Origin of the sequence: Streptomyces sp. NBC_01017, assembly GCF_045162795.1 — a bacterium.
GTDB classification, from domain to species: domain Bacteria; phylum Actinomycetota; class Actinomycetes; order Streptomycetales; family Streptomycetaceae; genus Streptomyces; species Streptomyces machairae.
The window spans coordinates 3,146,123-3,164,922 of sequence record NZ_CP108683.1; the positions used below are offsets into that span (position 1 = coordinate 3,146,123).

The 18,800-nt window shown below is 68.2% G+C and carries 13 protein-coding genes; 3 read left to right on the forward strand and 10 right to left on the reverse strand.

Features of this window, described 5'->3' with window-relative positions; translation table 11 throughout:
* Positions 1-15: 15 nt before the first annotated feature.
* Positions 16-1,032 carry a hypothetical protein gene (locus OG331_RS14455; protein ID WP_406195943.1) on the reverse strand — a complete coding sequence of 339 codons (1,017 nt, stop codon included), beginning with the start codon at positions 1,030-1,032 and terminating at the stop codon, positions 16-18.
* Between the two features lie 95 nt (positions 1,033-1,127).
* Between OG331_RS14455 and OG331_RS14460 the strand changes: the two genes are divergently transcribed.
* Positions 1,128-2,033, forward strand: coding sequence for an NAD(P)-dependent oxidoreductase (locus OG331_RS14460; protein WP_406195946.1), 906 nt, complete (start codon positions 1,128-1,130; stop codon positions 2,031-2,033).
* A gap of 73 nt (positions 2,034-2,106) precedes the next feature.
* Positions 2,107-2,478 carry an NTP pyrophosphohydrolase gene (locus OG331_RS14465; RefSeq protein ID WP_406210025.1) on the forward strand — a complete coding sequence of 124 codons (372 nt, stop codon included), beginning with the start codon at positions 2,107-2,109 and terminating at the stop codon, positions 2,476-2,478.
* Positions 2,479-2,516: 38 nt separating this feature from the next.
* Here OG331_RS14465 and OG331_RS14470 read toward each other — a convergent pair whose 3' ends face one another.
* The 9 genes from OG331_RS14470 to ngcE form a co-directional block, all read right to left on the reverse strand.
* Positions 2,517-4,040, reverse strand: a complete 1,524-nt coding sequence (locus OG331_RS14470; RefSeq protein ID WP_406195949.1) for an amino acid permease — start codon at positions 4,038-4,040, stop codon at positions 2,517-2,519.
* A 146-nt stretch (positions 4,041-4,186) separates the two neighbouring features.
* Positions 4,187-6,115, reverse strand: coding sequence for a 1-deoxy-D-xylulose-5-phosphate synthase (dxs, locus tag OG331_RS14475; RefSeq protein ID WP_406195952.1), 1,929 nt, complete (start codon positions 6,113-6,115; stop codon positions 4,187-4,189).
* Positions 6,116-6,299: 184 nt separating this feature from the next.
* Complete coding sequence (locus OG331_RS14480; RefSeq protein ID WP_406195954.1) at positions 6,300-7,592, reverse strand: sugar ABC transporter permease; 1,293 nt, start codon at positions 7,590-7,592, stop codon at positions 6,300-6,302.
* Positions 7,589-8,380 (reverse strand): ATP-binding cassette domain-containing protein, encoded by a 792-nt coding sequence (locus OG331_RS14485; protein ID WP_406195957.1) that lies wholly within the window; start codon positions 8,378-8,380, stop codon positions 7,589-7,591. Before OG331_RS14485 ends, OG331_RS14480 begins: the two co-directional genes overlap by 4 nt.
* A gap of 222 nt (positions 8,381-8,602) precedes the next feature.
* On the reverse strand, positions 8,603-9,706 hold the full coding sequence (locus tag OG331_RS14490; protein WP_406210028.1) for a substrate-binding domain-containing protein: 1,104 nt from the start codon (positions 9,704-9,706) through the stop codon (positions 8,603-8,605).
* A gap of 133 nt (positions 9,707-9,839) precedes the next feature.
* Positions 9,840-11,039 carry an ROK family transcriptional regulator gene (locus tag OG331_RS14495; protein WP_328878579.1) on the reverse strand — a complete coding sequence of 400 codons (1,200 nt, stop codon included), beginning with the start codon at positions 11,037-11,039 and terminating at the stop codon, positions 9,840-9,842.
* Between the two features lie 209 nt (positions 11,040-11,248).
* Positions 11,249-12,181, reverse strand: coding sequence for a carbohydrate ABC transporter permease (locus tag OG331_RS14500; RefSeq protein ID WP_406195959.1), 933 nt, complete (start codon positions 12,179-12,181; stop codon positions 11,249-11,251).
* Positions 12,182-12,193: 12 nt separating this feature from the next.
* Positions 12,194-13,117, reverse strand: coding sequence for a carbohydrate ABC transporter permease (locus OG331_RS14505; protein WP_406195961.1), 924 nt, complete (start codon positions 13,115-13,117; stop codon positions 12,194-12,196).
* Positions 13,118-13,168: 51 nt separating this feature from the next.
* A complete protein-coding gene (gene ngcE / locus OG331_RS14510) occupies positions 13,169-14,632 on the reverse strand; it encodes an N-acetylglucosamine/diacetylchitobiose ABC transporter substrate-binding protein (protein ID WP_406195963.1) in 1,464 nt (487 codons plus the stop codon).
* 414 nt (positions 14,633-15,046) lie between these two features.
* Between ngcE and OG331_RS14515 the strand changes: the two genes are divergently transcribed.
* Positions 15,047-18,787 (forward strand): GH92 family glycosyl hydrolase, encoded by a 3,741-nt coding sequence (locus tag OG331_RS14515; protein ID WP_406210031.1) that lies wholly within the window; start codon positions 15,047-15,049, stop codon positions 18,785-18,787.
* Positions 18,788-18,800 lie beyond the last annotated feature (13 nt).

Consider the following 18,800-nt stretch of genomic DNA (forward strand, 5'->3'; position numbering starts at 1 on the left):
GGACCTCCCGGGGAGTCAGACCTCTCGCCAGGCCTCCAGCGCCAGCCCCGGCTCCTCCTTGCGTCGGGTGATCAGCAGCTGCCCGGTCGACGGGGACATCGTGGCCGCCACCACCCGCTCGTCCTCGTCCAGCGCCAGCGCCACCACCGCGTCCGCCGCGAGCTGCGGTCCGGACTCCGTCCACCACGCCCCCGCCGACTCCTGCTCCGTCGGATACGCGGCGAAAGCCACACGCCCGCTCGCCGAGCGCTGGGCGAGCAACGTGCAGTCGTGGCCGTCGAGTTCGCAGCGGATCACGGAGACCGCGCCGGGGCCCGCGGACGCAAGCAGGGTGACCGGCTTGGTGCCGGGGCGCCAGGCGCACAGGTCGCCGGAGTCGTCCGCGTAGAAGAGGGTGGTGTGCTCGGCGGAGGTCGCGAGGGCGCGGAGCGTGCCCGGGCGTACCGGGGTCTCCATCGCCTCCTCCAGGACCGGGACGGCGCCCGGACTCTCCTGCCGCCAGTGCAGGATGGCTCCGGGGACTGCCGCGTACAGCTCGACGAGCCCGGACTCCCCCGTCACGGCGGCCAGCCGCTCGTCGACCTCACGCCCCTTGAGGTCACGCCACGGGCCCCAGCCGCCGACCGCCTTCTGCCCGAGCATGCTCACTCCGCCCCCCTTGTTGCGGACGAAGACATGGCACCGCCCTTGCGCGTCGACCGTGACGGCGGGCATGCCCGTGCGGTCGCCGGTCCGGTTCGGGTGGCCGATGGGGATCCAGTCCAGGGCCGCGAGGCGCGGGCGGAAGTGCGTGGAGTGCACCAGGCCCGCCTCGCCCGGCTTGGTGGGACGCCAGGCGGCCAGATGGGCGTAGCGGTCGGCGCCCTGGCCGACCGCGGGGCCGGGGCGCAGCTTCTGCTCGCCGCCGAGCCGACGCGCGGGTTCCCAGGGGCCGCCGGGTCCGAGTTCCGCCCGGCACAGGACGGCGTCGTCGGTCGGCAGATAGACGCTGAGGCGGCCGTCGCGGCCGCGGATGAGCCAGTCGCCGTTCACCGGTTCACTCTATTCGGGGGCATGCGGACGGCGTGCCCCGACCCCGGGCAAGCTGGATCACAGCAACGTCCGCACGAGAACAGGAAGTCGACGTCATGACCGACAAGCTCACCGTGAGCGTCCTGGGCACCGGAATCATGGGCGCCGCAATGGCCCGCAACCTGGTCAAGGCGGGGCACACCGTCCGCGCCTGGAACCGCACCCGCCCCAAGGCCGAGCCCCTGGCCGCCGACGGCGCCCTCGTCACCGACACCCCCGCCGAGGCGGTCCGGGACGCCGACGTCGTCCTGACCATGCTGTACGACGGTCCCGCGACGCTGGACGTCATGCGGGACGCGGCGCCCGCACTGCGCTCCGGTGCCGTCTGGATGCAGTCGACGACCGCCGGCATCGAGGGGATCGCCGACCTGGCCGCCTTCGCCCGCGAGCACGGCCTGGTCTTCTACGACGCCCCGGTGCTCGGCACCCGCCAGCCGGCCGAGGCCGGTCAGCTCACCGTGCTGGCGGCCGGGCCCGTCAAGGGGCGCGAGACGGTGACGCCGGTGTTCGACGCCGTCGGCGCCCGTACGGTATGGACCGGCGAGGACGGCGCGGCCGGCACTGCGACACGGCTGAAGCTGGTCGCCAACAGCTGGGTGCTCGCGGTGACGAACGCGGCCAGTGAGGTGCTGGCGCTGTCCAAGGCCCTCGATGTGGATCCACAGCGGTTCTTCGAGGTGATCGACGGGGGTCCGCTCGACATGGGCTATCTGCGGGCCAAGACGGGCCTGGTGCTGAACGGCGGGCTGACCCCGGCCCAGTTCGCGGTGACCACGGCGGCGAAGGACGCGCGGCTCATCGTGGCGGCGGGCGAGCGGCACGGCGTACGCCTGGATGTGGCCGCGGCGAGCGCGGAACGGTTCGAACGGGCCGATGCACAGGGGCATGGGGACGAGGACATGGCGGCGGCCTACTTCGCGAGCTTCGCGGAGGACTTCGAGGAGGACAAGGCCCCGGGGTGAGCCGTGCGACCCTTGCCCCATGACTGCCGACGTCCCCCCGACTGACGACGTCCCCCCGGCTGAAGACGGCTCCCTGCCCGACGACGTGCCACTGCTCGTGATCGTCGACGCCGCGAACGTCGTCGGGTCGGTGCCCGACGGATGGTGGCGGGACCGGCGGGGGGCCGCGGAGCGGCTGCGGGACCGGCTGGCGGCGGACGGAGTGCCGGGGCGTGCGGGGCCCGTTGAGATCGTGCTCGTGGTCGAGGGGGCCGCCCGGGGCGTGGAGAGCGTGCCGGGGGTGCGGGTGGAGTCCGCTGCCGGGAGCGGCGACGACCACATGGTCGAGCTGGTCGCGCGGGCGGACGGACGGCCCTGCCTGGTGGTGACCGCGGATCGGGAACTGCGGCGGCGGGTGTCCGAGTTGGGGGCGGACGTGGCAGGGCCGCGCACGGTCCGGCCGTAGCCGGCTGCCGTACGCGGCCCTTGCAGCGTCGGTTCCGCCTACGCGGTGTCCCCGGGCTGTCCCTTCTCCACCTCGGACAGGGTCGTCTCCTCGTGCCGCCCGAGGCGGCTGTGGGAGCGGCCGTAGAGGAAGTACACGACCGAGCCGATGGCCATCCAGATGGCGAACCGGACCCATGTCTCGGCAGGCAGGTTGATCATCAGCCACAGCGAGGCCAACACCGACAGGATCGGGAGGAAGGGCACCCACGGGGTGCGGAAGGACCGGTGCAGGTCGGGGCGGGTCTTGCGGAGGATGATCACGCCGATCGCCACGACCACGAAGGCGAACAGCGTGCCGATGTTCACCAGGGCGGCGAGTTCGGTCAGCGGGGTGAAGCCGGCCAGGACCGCGATGATCACGCCGAGCAGGATCGTCGGCCGGTGCGGCGTCCTGAAGCGGGGGTGGACGTGCGAGAAGAAGCGGGGCAGCAGTCCGTCCCGGCTCATCGCGAAGAAGACACGGGTCTGACCGAGGAGCAGGATCATGCAGACCGTCGTCAGGCCGACCGCGGCGCCGAAGCTGATGAAGCCCGCGTACCAGGGATGCCCGGTGTCCTTGAACGCGTCGGCGAGCGGGGCGTCCACGGACAGCCGGGTGTAGTGCTGCATGCCCGTGACGACGATCGACACGAGGACGTACAGCGTGGTGCAGATCACGAGTGAGCCGATGATGCCGCGCGGCATGTCGCGCTGCGGGTTCTTGGTCTCCTCGGCCGCCGTGGCCACGACGTCGAAGCCGATGAAGGCGAAGAACACGACGGACGCGGCGGTGAAGATGCCCATCACGCCGAAGTTGGACGGGGCCCAGCCGAACATGAGCTGAATCAGCGGGGCGTCGAGATTGCTGGCGGCGTCCACCGTCTGGGTCTTCGGGATGAACGGGTCGTAGTTGTCGGCGTCGATCAGGAACGCGCCGGCGATGATCACGGTCAGGACGACGGCCAGCTTGATGGCGACGACCAGGGACGTGATCCGCGCGGACAGCTTCATGCCGAGGACGAGGATGAAGGTCAGGACGAGGACGAGCGCGGCGGCGAGGATGTCGAAGCCGAAGGCGTCGGCGCCCTCCCGGCTGCCGAGGGCGTCGGGCATCGTCCAGCCCGCGTTGTCCATGAGCGACTGGATGTAGCCGGACCAGCCGACGGCCACCACCGCCGTCCCGAGCGCGAACTCCAGGACCAGGTCCCAGCCGATGATCCAGGCGGGCAGTTCACCGAGGGAGGCGTACGAGAACGTGTACGCCGACCCGGCGACCGGGAGCGTGGACGCGAACTCGGCATAGCAGAGCGCGGCCAGCGCGCAGACGACGCCGGACACGACGAACGCCAGGGCCACCGCGGGCCCGGCGTTGTCCTTGGCGACGGTGCCGGTCAGGACGAAGATGCCGGTGCCGATGATGACACCGACGCCGAAGACGGTCAGATCCAGCGCGGACAAGGACTTCTTGAGCGCGTGCTCTGGCTCCTCGGTATCGAGGATGGACTGCTCTACTCTCTTCGTCCGGAAGAGTGTGCTGCTCACGGTCGTACCTCCCACACTTGTCGTCCTCGACATGATCGAGAGGGGGCGTGGTACGCCTGCCCCGGCGCGGGGGGATTCACACAGATGGGCCGGTTCCGCCACCGACACGAGTGGCGGAACCGGCCCATCCGGCCGTACCGGTGTTGTCAGTCCCGGGCGGGCTCCACCGAGTCGACGTCGGCCGCCGTGCGGTCGAACCGGCCGTCCAGCTTGGAGACCAGCCCGGTGACCTGGCGGGCGATGTCGGGCGCGGTGAGGCCGATCTCGGTCATGACCTCGGCGCGGGAGGCGTGGTCGAGGAAGCGCGGCGGGATGCCGAAGTCACGCAGCGGGACGTCGACGCCCGCGTCGCGCAGTGCCTGGGCGACCGCCGAGCCGACGCCGCCGACACGGGAGTTGTCCTCGACGGTGACGACCACGCGGTGCCGCTCGGCGAGCGGGGCCATGGCCTCGTCGACGGGCTTGACCCAGCGCGGGTCGACGACGGTGGTGGTGATGCCCTGCTTGTCGAGCAGACCGGCGATCTCCAGGCACATCGGCGCGAGGGCGCCGACGGAGACGAGCAGCACGTCCGGGGTGTCGGTGCCGGGCTCGCGCAGCACGTCCATGCCGCCGACGCGGCCGACGGCGGGGACGGCGGGGCCGACGGCGCCCTTGGAGAAACGGACCACGGTCGGCGCGTCCTTGACCTGGACGGCCTCGCGCAGCTGCGCGCGCACCTGGTCGGCGTCGCGCGGGGCGGCGAGCCTGAGGCCGGGCACGACCTGAAGGATCGACATGTCCCACATGCCGTTGTGGGAGGCGCCGTCGGTGCCGGTCACGCCGGCCCGGTCGAGCACGAAGGTGACCCCGCACTTGTGCAGCGCGACGTCCATGAGGACCTGGTCGAAGGCGCGGTTGAGGAAGGTGGCGTAGACGGCGAAGACGGGGTGGACGCCGCCCGTGGCCAGGCCCGCCGCGGACACGGCACCGTGCTGCTCGGCGATGCCGACGTCGTAGATGCGGTCCGGGAAGGCGTCCGCGAACTTCTTGAGGCCGACGGGCTGCAGCATCGCGGCCGTGATGGCGACGATGTCCTCGCGCTCCTTGCCGAGCTGGACCATCTCGTCGCCGAAGACCGACGTCCAGTCGGCGCCCGAGGCCTTGACGGGCAGGCCGGTGTCGGGGTGGATGGGACCGATGCCGTGGAAGCGGTCGGCCTCGTCCTGAAGGGCCGGCTGGTAGCCACGGCCCTTCTCGGTGAGGCAGTGCACGATGACCGGGCCGCCGAAGCGCTTGGCGCGCGCCAGGGCCGACTCCAGCGCCTCGATGTCGTGTCCGTCGATCGGCCCGACGTACTTCAGCCCGAGGTCCTCGAACATGCCCTGCGGCGCGATGAAGTCCTTGAGGCCCTTCTTGGCGCCGTGCAGGGTCTCGTAGAGGGGCCTTCCGACGACCGGCGTGCGGTCGAGGATCTCCTTGGTCCGGGTGAGGAAACGCTCGTACCCGTCCGTCGTCCGCAGCGTCGCGAGGTGGTTGGCGAGACCGCCGATGGTGGGCGCGTACGACCGCTCGTTGTCGTTGACGACGATGACGAGCGGGCGGTCCTTGGCCTCGGCGATGTTGTTCAGCGCCTCCCAGGCCATACCGCCGGTCAGCGCGCCGTCTCCGATGACGGCGACGACGTGGTCGTCGCGTTTGCGCAGCTGGTTGGCTTTGGCGAGGCCGTCGGCCCAGCCGAGGACCGTGGACGCGTGGCTGTTCTCGATGACGTCGTGCTCGGACTCGGCCTGCGAGGGGTAGCCCGACAGGCCGCCCTTCATCTTCAGCCGGCTGAAGTCCTGACGGCCGGTGAGCAGCTTGTGGACGTAGGACTGGTGGCCGGTGTCCCAGAGCACCTTGTCCTTGGGCGAGTCGAAGACCCGGTGCAGGGCGATGGTCAGCTCCACCACACCGAGGTTGGGGCCGAGGTGGCCGCCGGTCTTGGAAACCGCCTCGACGAGGAAGGTCCGGATCTCCTCGGCCAGCTGGTCCAGCTGCTCAGGGCTGAGCCGGTCCAGATCGCGCGGTCCCGTGATGCGGGTCAGCAGCGGCACCCGTGCCTCCTTGCAGTAGAGCTGTTGCCGGGCTTGTCGAGTCTAATGTTCCGCTCAGGCGGAAGGTTCCCGGCCCACCCGTCGTGGGTCATGCGATCGGCTGTACCCAATTTGTGCCGTTCCTACGACATGACTGTGCCCGGCACCGCCATTGGTGCCGGGCACAGGGCCTTGCGCGAGGGAGCTATGCGCGACCCGCGGTCTTCTGCGTCTTACGGGTGATCGAGTCGATCACGACCGTGGTGAGCAGAACACCGGCGGTGATCATGTACTTCACCGGCTCGGCGATGGACTCCAGCTGCAGGCCGTACTGGATCGAGACGATCACCAGCACACCGAGCAGCGCGTTCCAGGTGCGGCCACGTCCACCGAACAGGGACGTACCACCGATGACGGCCGCCGCGATGGCGTTCATCAGCAGGTCACCGGTACCGGCGCTCTGGTTGGCGGAGGCGATCTTCGAGGCCAGGAACAGGCCACCGATCGCGGCGAACCCACCCGAGATCGCGAACACGGTGATCCGCACCATGGTGACGTTGATACCCGCACGACGCGAGGCCTCGACGCTGCCACCGAGGGCGAAGACCTTTCGGCCGTACGAGGTACGCCGCAGCAGGAAGTCCGTGCCCACCAGGAACACCAGGAAGATCACCGTGGCCAGCGGCAGGCCCTTGTACTGGTTGTACATGACCGCCGCGGCGAAGGAGACGATGCCCAGCAGCGCCGTCCGCATGATCGTGTCGCTCATCGGGCGGAACGGGATGCCCGCGGCCTGACGGCGGCGGTTGCCCAGGAACGAGGTGATGAAGAACACCGCGGTCACCACGGCCGCCAGGCCGTACGCGGCCGCCACGTCCGTGAAGAAGTACGTCGTCAGCTTGCCGATCAGACCGTCGCTGTCGAGGTTGATCGTGCCGTTCTCGCCCAGTGTCTGGAGCATGAAGCCGAGCCAGAACAGCAGACCGGCCAGCGTGACGGCGAACGCGGGAGCGCCGAGCACCGCGAAGAAGAAGCCGTGTGCCGCGCCGATGACGGCACCCGCCGCGACGGCGATGAGCACGGCCGCCCATTCGGGCCAGCCCTGGTTCACCGCGAGGACGGCCGCGATGGCGCTGGACGCGCCGCTGACCGAGCCGACGGACAGGTCGATCTCGCCGAGCAGCAGCACGAAGACGATGCCGACGGAGATCATGCCCGTGCCGACCATCGTGACGGTGATGTCGCTGATGTTCTGCGCGGACAGGAAGGCCGAGTTCAGGCTCTGGAAGATCACGCAGATGGCGACCAGGCCGAGGATGACCGGCAGGGAGCCCAGCTCACCGGCCTTCAGCTTGCGCCGGAACTCGGTGAGGTAGCCGGCCAGACCCTGCTCCTGCACGAGCAGGCGGGGGTCGACGGCGGTCACCGCGGCCGCGGCGGCCTCGGTGTTGAGGACCTCGTGGTCCTGCGACGTCGTGGAGGTCTTGTCGATGCTCACTTGGAAGCCTCCCCGTTCGTGCGCGCCGCACGGCGGGTCACGGCGTTCTCGGTGGCGCCGGTGATGGCGGAGATGATCTCCTCCTGCGAGGTCGTCTTGACCTCGAAGACGCCGTTGTTGCGGCCGAGCCGCAGCACGGCGACCTTGTCCGCGACGGCCTTGACATCGGCCATGTTGTGGCTGATGAGGATCACGGCGTGCCCGCGCTCACGCAGCCGCTCGACCAGGTCGAGGACCTGGGCGGTCTGCTCGACGCCGAGGGCGGCGGTGGGCTCGTCGAGGATGACCAGCTTGGGCTCGCCGAGCATGGAGCGCGCGATGGCCACGGTCTGGCGCTGACCGCCGGAGAGCGAGGCGATCGGGATACGCACGCTGGGGATGCGGATCGACAGCGTCTGGAGCAGCTCCAGCGAGCGGCGCTCCATCTCGACCTCGTCGAGGACGCCCCATTTGCGGACCTCACGGCCCAGGTACAGGTTGCCGACGACGTCGATGTTGTCGCACAGCGCGAGGTCCTGGTAGACCGTCGCGATGCCCAGGCTCTGGGCGTCGTGCGGCCGGTTGATCTGGACGGACTTGCCGTCCCACTCGATGACGCCCTCATCGATGGGGTGCACGCCGGCGATCGTCTTGACCAGCGTGGACTTTCCGGCGCCGTTGTCGCCCACCAGGGCGACCACTTCACCGGCGTGGACCTCAAGCTCTACGTCGGTGAGCGCCTGAACGGCACCGAACCGCTTGGAGACCCCGCGCAACGCCAGCACGGGCGTAGCGGACACGTGAACCATCTCCTTCGCCGCCTGACCCGGCGGAAGGGTTGTGCAGAGAAATGCAGGGTGGGTGGGCGGGGGATACCCGCGGGGGTTCCGTCCGGCGCCCCGCGCCGAGCTTGCGGGGCTGAATGATGCGCGGGGCGCCGGAGGAGTCTGGAGCAGTCGTGCCCCGTGCGGGAATTCAAGGGTGAATTCCCGCATCTGAAAGGGGCCTGAGTCTGCTTTCGCCGATACGGCTCAGCCGGTGACGCCGGCCTTGTCGCAAGCGGCCTTGTACTTGCCGGTGCAGATCTCGTCGACCGTGTAGACGCCGTCCTTGATGACGGTGTCGTTGATGTTGTCCTTCGTCAGCGAGGTGACGGGCACGAGCACCGACGGGATGCCCTTCTCGCTGCCGCTGTCGACCTTGTCCTTGGCGATGGAGTCGAGCGACTTGCCCTGGGCGAGCGCGACGGCCATCTCGGCGGCGGCGGTGGCCTCGGGGGCGTACGGCTTGTAGACGCTCATGTACTGCTCGCCGGTGACGATGCGCTGCACGGCGGCCAGCTCGGCGTCCTGACCGGTGACCGGGACGCTGATGCCCGCGGCCTTGAGCGCGGTGATGATACCGCCGGCCATGCCGTCGTTGGCGGAGTAGACGCCGGCGATGTTGTTCTTGCCGACCGCCGAGATCGCCGCCTCCATCTCGGAGTTGGCGTTCTCCGGCTTCCACTCCTTGGTGTCGTACTCCTTGGCGATGGTGACCTTGCCGTCGAGCGCGGCGTGGGCGCCTTCCTTGAACTGCGCGGCGTTCGGGTCGGTGACCGAGCCGTTGATCATGACGACCTTGGAGTCCTTGGTCGCCTTGTCACCCAGCGCCTTCAGCAGGGCCTCGCCCTGGGTCTTGCCGACGGACACGTTGTCGAACGAGGTGTAGGCGCTGATCGGGCCCTCGGCCAGACGGTCGTAGGCGACGACCTTGATGCCGGCGTCGACGGCCTTCTGCACGGAGTTCTTGATCGCCTTGGCGTCGACGGCGTCCAGGATGAGGACGTCCACCTTGTTGGTGATCATGGTGTCGACCTGCTGGGCCTGCAGGTTGGCGTCCTGCTTGGCGTTGTTGTAGTCGATCTTCGCCTTGCCGTCCGTCAGCTCCTTGATCTTTTCCTCGATCAGCGGCCGGTCGAACTTCTCGTAGCGCGCGGTCTGGTTCTCCGGGAGCAGGAGACCGACCTTGATGTCATTGCCCTTGGCGGCGGAGGCGGTCGAGTCGTTGTCGCCACCGGCTTCCTCGGCGCTGCCACAGGCAGCCAGCGAGACGGCCATCGCACCTGCGGCAATGGCAACGGCGGCACGACGCATACGCGTGTTCACTTCAGAAACCTCCCTGACGAGGCCGCGACGTTGCGGCCGAGGTGGCTGGAAGTCAACTCGGCCACACGTGCGACGTCAAGAAGTAAATCCTTAACGGGTTGGCAACGGTGCCATACGTTCTCTAAGTGAAGGCAGGCGTGGCCGCGTGCAGCGTGCTGTCCAAAAGGGTTGAATCCCCCATCTCGCTGAGCGCGAGCGCGAGGGCTCCCAGCACTTCCGCACGACCGCCAAGTGCCCCGGGGAGAACGGACAGTTGGCGCGCCGCGCTGGGAATGGCGTAGCGGCCGACAGACTCCCGGATGGGCCCGAGGACCAGCTCACCGGCCTCGGCGAGATCACCGCCGAGGACCACGCGGCTCGGGTTCAGGAGGTTGCAGAGATTCGCGACTCCACTGCCGATGTGGCGGCCGACGTCGGCGATCACGCGACGGCAGCCCGGGTCTCCGTCCCTGGCCAGCCGCACGACGCCCTCCATGGTGAGGTCGGTGCCGTGGCTGGACTGGAGCAGCGGAAGCACATAGCGCGCGGCCGCGAAGGTCTCCAGGCAGCCCCGGTTTCCGCAGCGGCAGACCGGGCCGGATTCGTCCAGAGTAATATGCCCGATTTCTCCCGCTGTGCCGCCCGGGCCCCGGTAGATCTTGCCGCTGATCACGAGGCCGGCGCCGACACCGCTGGCGACCTTGATGTACGCCAGGTCCCGCACGCCCCGCCCGCTGCCCCAGACCAGCTCGCCCAGGGCGCCCAGGTTGGCGTCGTTGTCCACGTGCACGGGCACGCCGAGCCGGCCGCGCAGTTCCTCGGCGGGCTTGGTGCCGGTCCAGCCGGGCAGGATGGCGGTCGAGCCGAGGGTGCCGGACTCGACGTCGATCGGGCCGGGCACGCCGAGGCCGACTCCGGCGATCTTGGACCGGTCGACGCCGGTCGCCGCGATCAGCCGGTTGACCAGCTCCTCGGCCCGGTCGAAGCCCTGCGTCGAGGAGGCGTCGACATCCAGCGGCTCGGCCTCCTCGGCCAGCACCTGGTGGGCGAGGTTCCCGACCGCGACGCGCAAATGGGTGTGCCCGAAGTCGACCCCTATGACGATCCCGGCGTCCCCGCTCAGGGAGACGCTGCGGGCCCGTCGGCCACCCGCCGAGGTGGGCGTGACCTCGACCGTGCCGCCGTCCTTGAGCTCCCGGACGATGTTGGAGACCGTCGCCGCCGACAGACCCGTGGTCCTGGCGATCTCCGCCTGGGTGAGCGATCCGGCAAGCCGGACGGCCCGGACGACCCGCTCCAGGTTGGCTCGGTGCAGCGACGACTGCGACCCCGGAGTCTCCACGACGACCTCCTGCGCGCGGGACCGCTTCGATGAGGCCCCGTCCGTGTCCAACTAGTGAACTCTAAGCTGAGCCGTTCGGGTTGCCTCCCGTCAAGAGGTTGAACCGGATCCGGGAATGTGCACACGCGCGCGTAAGCCGCCCCGGTGTGGGACGGCTCACGTGTGACGTGGGGTGACGTGGTGCTTACGGTGGGGCCAACAGAGAGCGTTTACTTCAGCGCACCGGCCGTCAGGCCCGCCTGCACCTGTCGTTGGAAGATGAAGTAGACGATCAGCACCGGCAGCATCGCGATCATCATGCCGGCCATCAGGGCGCCCCAGTCGTTCTCGTAGCCCTGCTGCAGGGCGATCATCGCCAGGCCCTGGGTGAGCACGTACTTGTCCTCGTTCTGGTTGAGGACCATCGGCAGCAGGTACTGGTTCCACTGCCCCAGGAAGTTGAAGATGCCGATGCTGATCAGACCCGGCTTGGCCATCGGCACCATCACCTGGAAGAACGTTCGCGTGTGCGACGCCCCGTCGATCAGTGCGGCCTCCGCGACCGAGGTCGGCAGGGTGCGGAAGAACGCGGTCATGAAGAAGACCGTGAACGGCAGCGAATAGGCGATGTAGACGAGGATCAGCCCGTGGTACGTCGCCAGCAGCGAGCTGCCGGGGAAGTCCCGCAGCACGAAGAACAGCGGGATGACCAGCATGAAGACCGGGAAGGACATGCCGGCCACGAACATGAAGTAGATGAACCGGTTGCCCGGGAAGGTGAAGCGGGCCAGCACATAGGCGGCCATCGAGCCCAGCACCATGGTGCCGACCACCGAACCGCCCACCACGATGGCGGTGTTGAGGAAGTACTGGCCCATGTTCGCCTTGTTCCAGGCGTTGGCCCAGTTCTCGAAGTGCAACGAGGTCGGCAGCCCCCACGGGTCGGAGAGGATGCCGTTGCTGGTCTTGAAGGAGCTCCACAGCACCCACAGCAGCGGCACGCCGACCATCAGCGCCCACAGGACGAGCATGCCGTGCGAGAAGACGTGCAGGATGCCGCCCTGGGAGCTGCGGCCGTCGGTCGCGCCGAGCTTCTTGGTGACGCTCGGCCGGTCCGCCTCGTCCGTCTTGGTGACCGTGCCGGTGTTCGTGTCGGTCGTCATCGCCCCGTACCCCTAGAACTCGATCCGCTCACGCCGCGCGAAGCGCAGGGTGAGCACTGCGAACGTCATGGTGACGATGAGCATCGCGACGCCCATCGCAGACGCGTAGCCGAACTGGCTGTCGCGGAACGCCGTCAGATACAGGCGCAGCGGCATGACGTCCGTGGCGCCGTCGGGGCCGCCCATGTTGACCGACATGATCTGCACCAGGGCGAAGCCGTCCAGGGCGATGATGCCCATGTACACCCAGCCGGTCTGCACGGTGTCCCACAGCAGCGGCAGGGTGATCCTGAAGAAGGTGTGGAAGCGGCCCGCGCCGTCGAGCAGCGCCGCCTCGTAGATGTCCCGTGGGATGGAGGCCATCGCCGCCGAGAACAGCACGACGTAGAAGCCGACGTGGGACCAGATCATCACCGCCATGATGCACAGCAGGGCGAGGCTCTTCTCGCCCAGCCAGGCGTTCTGCCAGCCGTCCAGACCGACCGCGCCCAGCAGGGAGTTGAGCATGCCGTCCTGCGGGTCCGGGTTGTAGATGTTGAACCAGATGACGGCGATGATGGTGATGGAAATGACCTGCGGGAAGAAGAAGACGAAACGGTAGAACTTCGAACCCGCGACACCGGTGATGACTTCGTTCTTACGGCGCTTTCCGCCGACATTCAGCATGAAGGCGAAGAACAGGCCGAGTCCCAGCGTCACGATGGGCACCGCGATCAGCATGTAGACGTTGTGCCACAGCGCGTTCCAGAAGTCCTCGTTGTGCCAGAGCTTTTCGAAGTTCTCGAGGCCGACGAACTTCGCCGTGCCGACCAGGCCCGACCAGTCGGTCAGCGAGATCTGGAACGCCTGGACGAACGGCGAGATCACAAAGATCGCATACACGATGACGGGCAGGGCCAGGAAGCCCACGATGAATCGGTATTTGCCGTGTTGCATGGTGCTTCCCGGCCCCTTCCCCTTCGAGCGCCGTTGTGCCGGACCGGACTCTTACTTCTCGCGCTTGAACTTCTTCACGGAATCGTCCTTCGCCACGGCGTCGGCATATCCCTGCGCCTTCTTGATCCAGTCGGCAGCCTTCAGTTCACCGGTGAGCAGCTGGCCGGTGAGACCGCCGATCTTCTCGTCGGTGAGCGAGGGGTACCACTCCTGGAGCTGGAGGCTGATGATGTTGTCGCCGGCGCCCTTGAACGCCTTGCTCGCCGAGGCGAGGCCCGGCGAGAGAGTCATGCCCTCGGTCGCGTCGACCACACAGGTGAGCGACTTGACCTTGGTGGCGAAGTTCTGCGCGTGCTTCTTGGAGAGCATGATGCGCAGCAGCTCCATGCCGCCGGCCGGGTTCTTGCCCTTGGCGGACACGATGTACGGCTCGCTGGGCTCGGCGCGCAGGGTGCCGTTCGGCAGCTTGTCGCCGGCGGAGCCGTCGAAGAGGGCGCCGACGGACATCCCGAAATCCTTGGGCGTGGTCGGGGCGGCCTCGTTCTCCACCCAGGAGCCGTTGGGGATGAAGACGGCCTTGCCCTTGTTCCAGGCGGTCTGCGACTGAATGTGCGTCAGGCCCTGGCTGCCCGCCAGGAAGTACTTCTTGGCGGCCAGCTCCTCGTAGTGCTCGACGACCTGCTTGACCGCGTCGTTGCTGGTCCAGGCGTTGGGCTCCAGGTTGTCGATGGCGATCCAGCCCTCCATGCCACCGATCTTCGCGATCTGCGCGAACAGGTTGAAGTGGACGTAGTACGGATACTTTCCGGCGTACGTCCAGGGCGCGATGCCCTTCTTCTTGATCTCGCCGCAGAGCTTGACCATCTCGTCGAGGGTCTTGGGGTACTGCCAGCCGTTGTCGTCGAGGGCCTTCTGCGAGTACCAGGTGCCATAGATGGTGAAGGCGTAGTAGAGCACGTCGAAGGTGTCGCCGTGCTTGCCCTTCTCGATGGTGCTCGGGTGGATGACGTCCGAGATCTTCTTGCTCGCGTCGTCCAGCGAGGGCGCGTCGAGCAGCGCCTTCAGGTCCTGGAGCTGGCCCTGAGTGGACAGCTTGTTCATGTCCAGGTGGTCGGCGCCGGAGTTGTCGATGACGTCCGGCGGGTTGCCGCCGGCGAAGCGCGGGGTCAGCTTCGGGCCGACCTGCTGGGTGCCGGTGTGCTTGACCTCGGCCTTGTACTTCGACTTGTAGTCGGCCTCGGCGTCCTTGGCGTACTGGTCACCCAGGCCGCCCTTGAAGATGAACGCCTCCAGCGCGGTGCCCTGCTTCACCCCGAGGGGGTTGGTGGCGGACTTCGCGCCACCCGGGGCCTTGCTCTCCTCGTCGCTGCCGCCCCCGCCGGTGGCACACGCGGAGAGGAAACTCATCGTCGGTACGGAGATCAGACCGAGGGCGGCGGACCGCCTGATCAGATCGCGGCGCCCCACACTTGCGGAGCCGTTGTTCTCGGTGTTCTCGGCGGAAGTGGATCCCATGCTCAAGTCCTCGCCTTCTCCAGGACTCAGGCGGTGAACCGGATCCTCCCCGGCACCGCGGTCGGGTCACGCTGGGTTGTGCAGGAAGTGCGGAATCATGTGAAGTGCCGACAGGTATAGTCCACTTCCCGCCAGCGGAGCAAGATCGAATGCAAGGTTGGCCGATGGTCTTTTCCGAGTTGAGACCTCGCGGAAATATGAGTGGCCTGTGTGCGGCTTGCCCGGAATAATCCGCGACATAGGCCTCGTATGCCGCACCCAACACCCTTGACAATACCCGGCACTTGAGCCACAACTGATCCTTGCGCAGCGAAGTTGACAACGTTGTCCCGTGCGCAGGGAGGGTACCCGTTGAAGCAGCAGAGAGCTCGGCACAGATGGGGTACGGCGGTCGTGTCGGCGACCGCCTTTGCTCTGACCGTGGCCTCGCAGGGCGTGGCGGTCGCCCTGCCCGAGGCCCCCGCGACGGCTGACCGGAGTTTCGCGTCCTCGTTCGAGGCAGGCGATCCGGCACCCGACTGGCTCAATACCGTCGACACCGCCCCGGACGGCGGCAAGCGCGCCTCGGGCGTCGACGGCGGCTACAGCAGCGGCATTCCGGGCAATGTGACCGACCACGTCACGGACGTCCGGGCCAGCGGCGAGAACACCGGCGGCGGCGAGGTCAAGGAGAACCTCTCCGACGGGGAGTCGAGCAGCAAGTGGCTGGTCTTCGAATCCACCGGGTGGGTGGAGTTCGACCTCGACAAACCGATGAAAATCGCGAAATACGCTCTTACGTCGGCCAACGACTACGCCGAACGTGACCCGCGGGACTGGACCCTGAAGGGGTCCACGGACGGCAAGGACTGGAAGAGCCTCGACACCCGCTCCGGCGAGACGTTCACCGAACGGTTCCAGACAAAGACGTACGACCTCTCGGAACCGGCCGAATACCAGCACTTCCGGCTGGAAATCACCCAGAACAACGGCGCCTCCGACATCCTTCAGCTCGCCGACGTCCAGTTCTCCACGGGCGGCAGCGACGGCCCGGTCCCGCAGGACATGCTCTCCCTCGTCGACCGCGGCCCGAGCGGCTCCCCGACCGCGAAGGCGGGCGCCGGCTTCACCGGCAAGCGGGCGCTGCGCTACGCCGGCCGGCACACGGCGGACGGGCGGGCGTACTCGTACAACAAGGTCTACGACGTGAGCGTGGCCGTCGGCCGCGACACCCGGCTGTCGTACCGCGTCTTCCCGTCGATGGCGGACGGCGACCGCGACTACGACGCCACCAACGTCTCGGTCGACCTGGCCTTCACCGACGGCACCTACCTCAGCGACCTGGGCGCCACCGACCAGCACGGCTTCCCGCTCTCCCCGCGCGGGCAGGGCGCGGCCAAGGTGCTGTACGTCAACCAGTGGAACGCCGTCGCCTCGCGCATCGGGTCGGTCGCGGCCGGCAGGACGGTCGACCGGATACTCGTGGCGTACGACTCCCCCAAGGGACCGGCGAAGTTCCGGGGCTGGCTGGACGACATCACGCTGAAGTCCGTCGCACCGGAGAAGCCGAAGGCCCACAAGTCGGACTACGCGCTCACCACCCGCGGCACCCTCTCCAGCGGCGGTTTCTCGCGCGGCAACAACTTCCCGGCGACCGCCGTCCCGCACGGCTTCAACTTCTGGACGCCGGTGACGAACGCGGGCTCGCTGAGCTGGCTGTACGACTACGCACGCGCGAACAACGACGACAACCTGCCGACGATCCAGGCGTTCAGCGCCAGCCATGAGCCCAGTCCCTGGATGGGTGACCGGCAGACCTTCCAGGTGATGCCGTCGGCCGCCGCCGGCACCCCGGACACCGGGCGTGAGGCGCGCGAGCTGGCCTTCCGGCACGAGAACGAGACTGCGCGGCCGTACTACTACGGGGTGCGGTTCGAGAACGGGCTGAAGGCGGAGATGGCGCCGACCGACCATGCGGCGGTGCTGCGCTTCACCTACCCGGGCGACGACGCGAGCGTCCTCTTCGACAACGTGACGGACCAGGCGGGGCTCACGCTCGACAAGGAGAACGGGATCGTCACGGGCTACTCGGACGTGAAGTCCGGGCTGTCGACGGGCGCCACCCGCCTCTTCATCCACGGCGTGTTCGACAAGCCCGTGACCGAGGGCTCGTCCAGCGGGGTGAAGGGGCAGCTGCGCTTCGACGCCGGGGACGACCGCACCGTCACGCTCCGCCTGGCCACCTCGCTGATCAGCCTCGACCAGGCGAAGGACAATCTGCGCCAGGAGGTCGACGGCGCCTCCTTCGAGACGGTGAAGTCGCGCGCCCAGCGCCAGTGGGACAAGCTGCTCGGCAAGGTCGAGGTGGAGGGCGCCACGCAGGACCAGCTGACCACGCTGTACTCCAGCCTGTACCGGCTGTACCTGTACCCCAACTCCGGCTTCGAGAAGGTCGGTTCGAAGTACCAGTACGCGTCCCCGTTCTCCCCGATGCCGAATCCGGACACCCCGACGCACACCGGCGCGAAGATCGTGGACGGCAAGGTGTACGTCAACAACGGCTTCTGGGACACCTACCGGACGACCTGGCCGGCGTACTCGCTCCTCACGCCGAGCCAGGCGGGCGAGATGGTCGACGGCTTCGTCCAGCAGTACAAGGACGGCGGCTGGACGTCCCGCTGGTCCTCCCCCGGCTACGCGGACCTCATGACGGGCACGTCGTCGGATGTCGCCTTCGCGGACGCGTACGTCAAGGGCGTGGACTTCGACGCGAAGTCGGCGTACGACGCGGCCGTGAAGAACGCGACCGTGGTGCCCCCGTCGTCCGGTGTGGGCCGCAAGGGCATGGCGACCTCGCCCTTCCTCGGCTACACGAGCACCGAGACGCACGAGGGCCTGTCGTGGGCGCTGGAGGGCTACCTCAACGACTACGGCATCGCGAAGATGGGCCAGGCCCTGTACAAGAAGACCGGCGACAAGCGCTACAAGGAGGAGTCGGCGTACTTCCTCAACCGCGCCCAGGACTACGTCAACCTCTTCGACTCCAAGGCCGGCTTCTTCCAGGGCCGTGACGAGAAGGGCGACTGGCGCGTCGAGTCCTCGAAGTACGACCCGCGCGTGTGGGGCTACGACTACACGGAGACGAACGGGTGGGGCTACGCCTTCACCGCCCCGCAGGACAGCCGGGGTCTCGCGAACCTCTACGGCGGCCGTAGCGGCCTCGGGGACAAGCTCGACGAGTACTTCGCCACCCCGGAGACTGCCTCGCCCGACTTCGTCGGCTCCTACGGCGGTGTCATCCACGAGATGACGGAGGCGCGGGACGTCCGAATGGGCATGTACGGCCACTCCAACCAGGTCGCCCACCACGCGAACTACATGTACAACGCGGCCGGGCAGCCCTGGAAGGCGCAGAAGAACGTCCGTGAGGTGCTGTCCCGGCTGTACGTCGGCAGCGAGATCGGGCAGGGTTACCACGGCGACGAGGACAACGGCGAGCAGTCGGCCTGGTTCCTGTTCTCCGCGCTGGGCTTCTATCCGCTGGTCATGGGCAGTGGCGAGTACGCCATCGGGTCGCCCCTGTTCACCAAGGCGACGGTCCGGCTGGAGAACGGCCGCAAGCTCGTCGTCAAGGCACCGAAGAACAGCGCCCGCAATGTGTACGTGCAGGGCCTGAAGGTCAACGGCGTCCCGTGGAAGTCGACTTCGCTCCCCCACTCGCTGATCGCGAAGGGCGGCGTCCTGGAGTTCGACATGGGCCCGCGGCCCTCCTCGTGGGGCACCGGCAAGAACGCCGCGCCGGTGTCGATCACCGAGGACGACGAGGTGCCTACGCCCCGCACGGACGTGCTGAAGGGTGACGGTGCGCTGTTCGACAACACGTCGGCGACGCAGGCGAGTGTCACCTCGCCCGAGCTGCCGGTGTCCGAGCGCACCAAGGCCGTGCAGTACACCCTGACGTCACCGGCCGAGCGGGCGAAGGCTCCGTCCGGCTGGAAGCTCCAGGGGTCGGACGACGGCACCACGTGGCGGACCCTCGACGAGCGCTCCGGGCAGTCCTTCGCCTGGGACCGGCAGACACGGGCGTTCTCCGTGGGGTCACCGGGTACGTACGGGAAGTACCGCCTCGTGTTCGACGGTGAGGCGGTGGTGTCGGAAGTCGAACTGCTCGCCTGAGCAGGCGCATTGG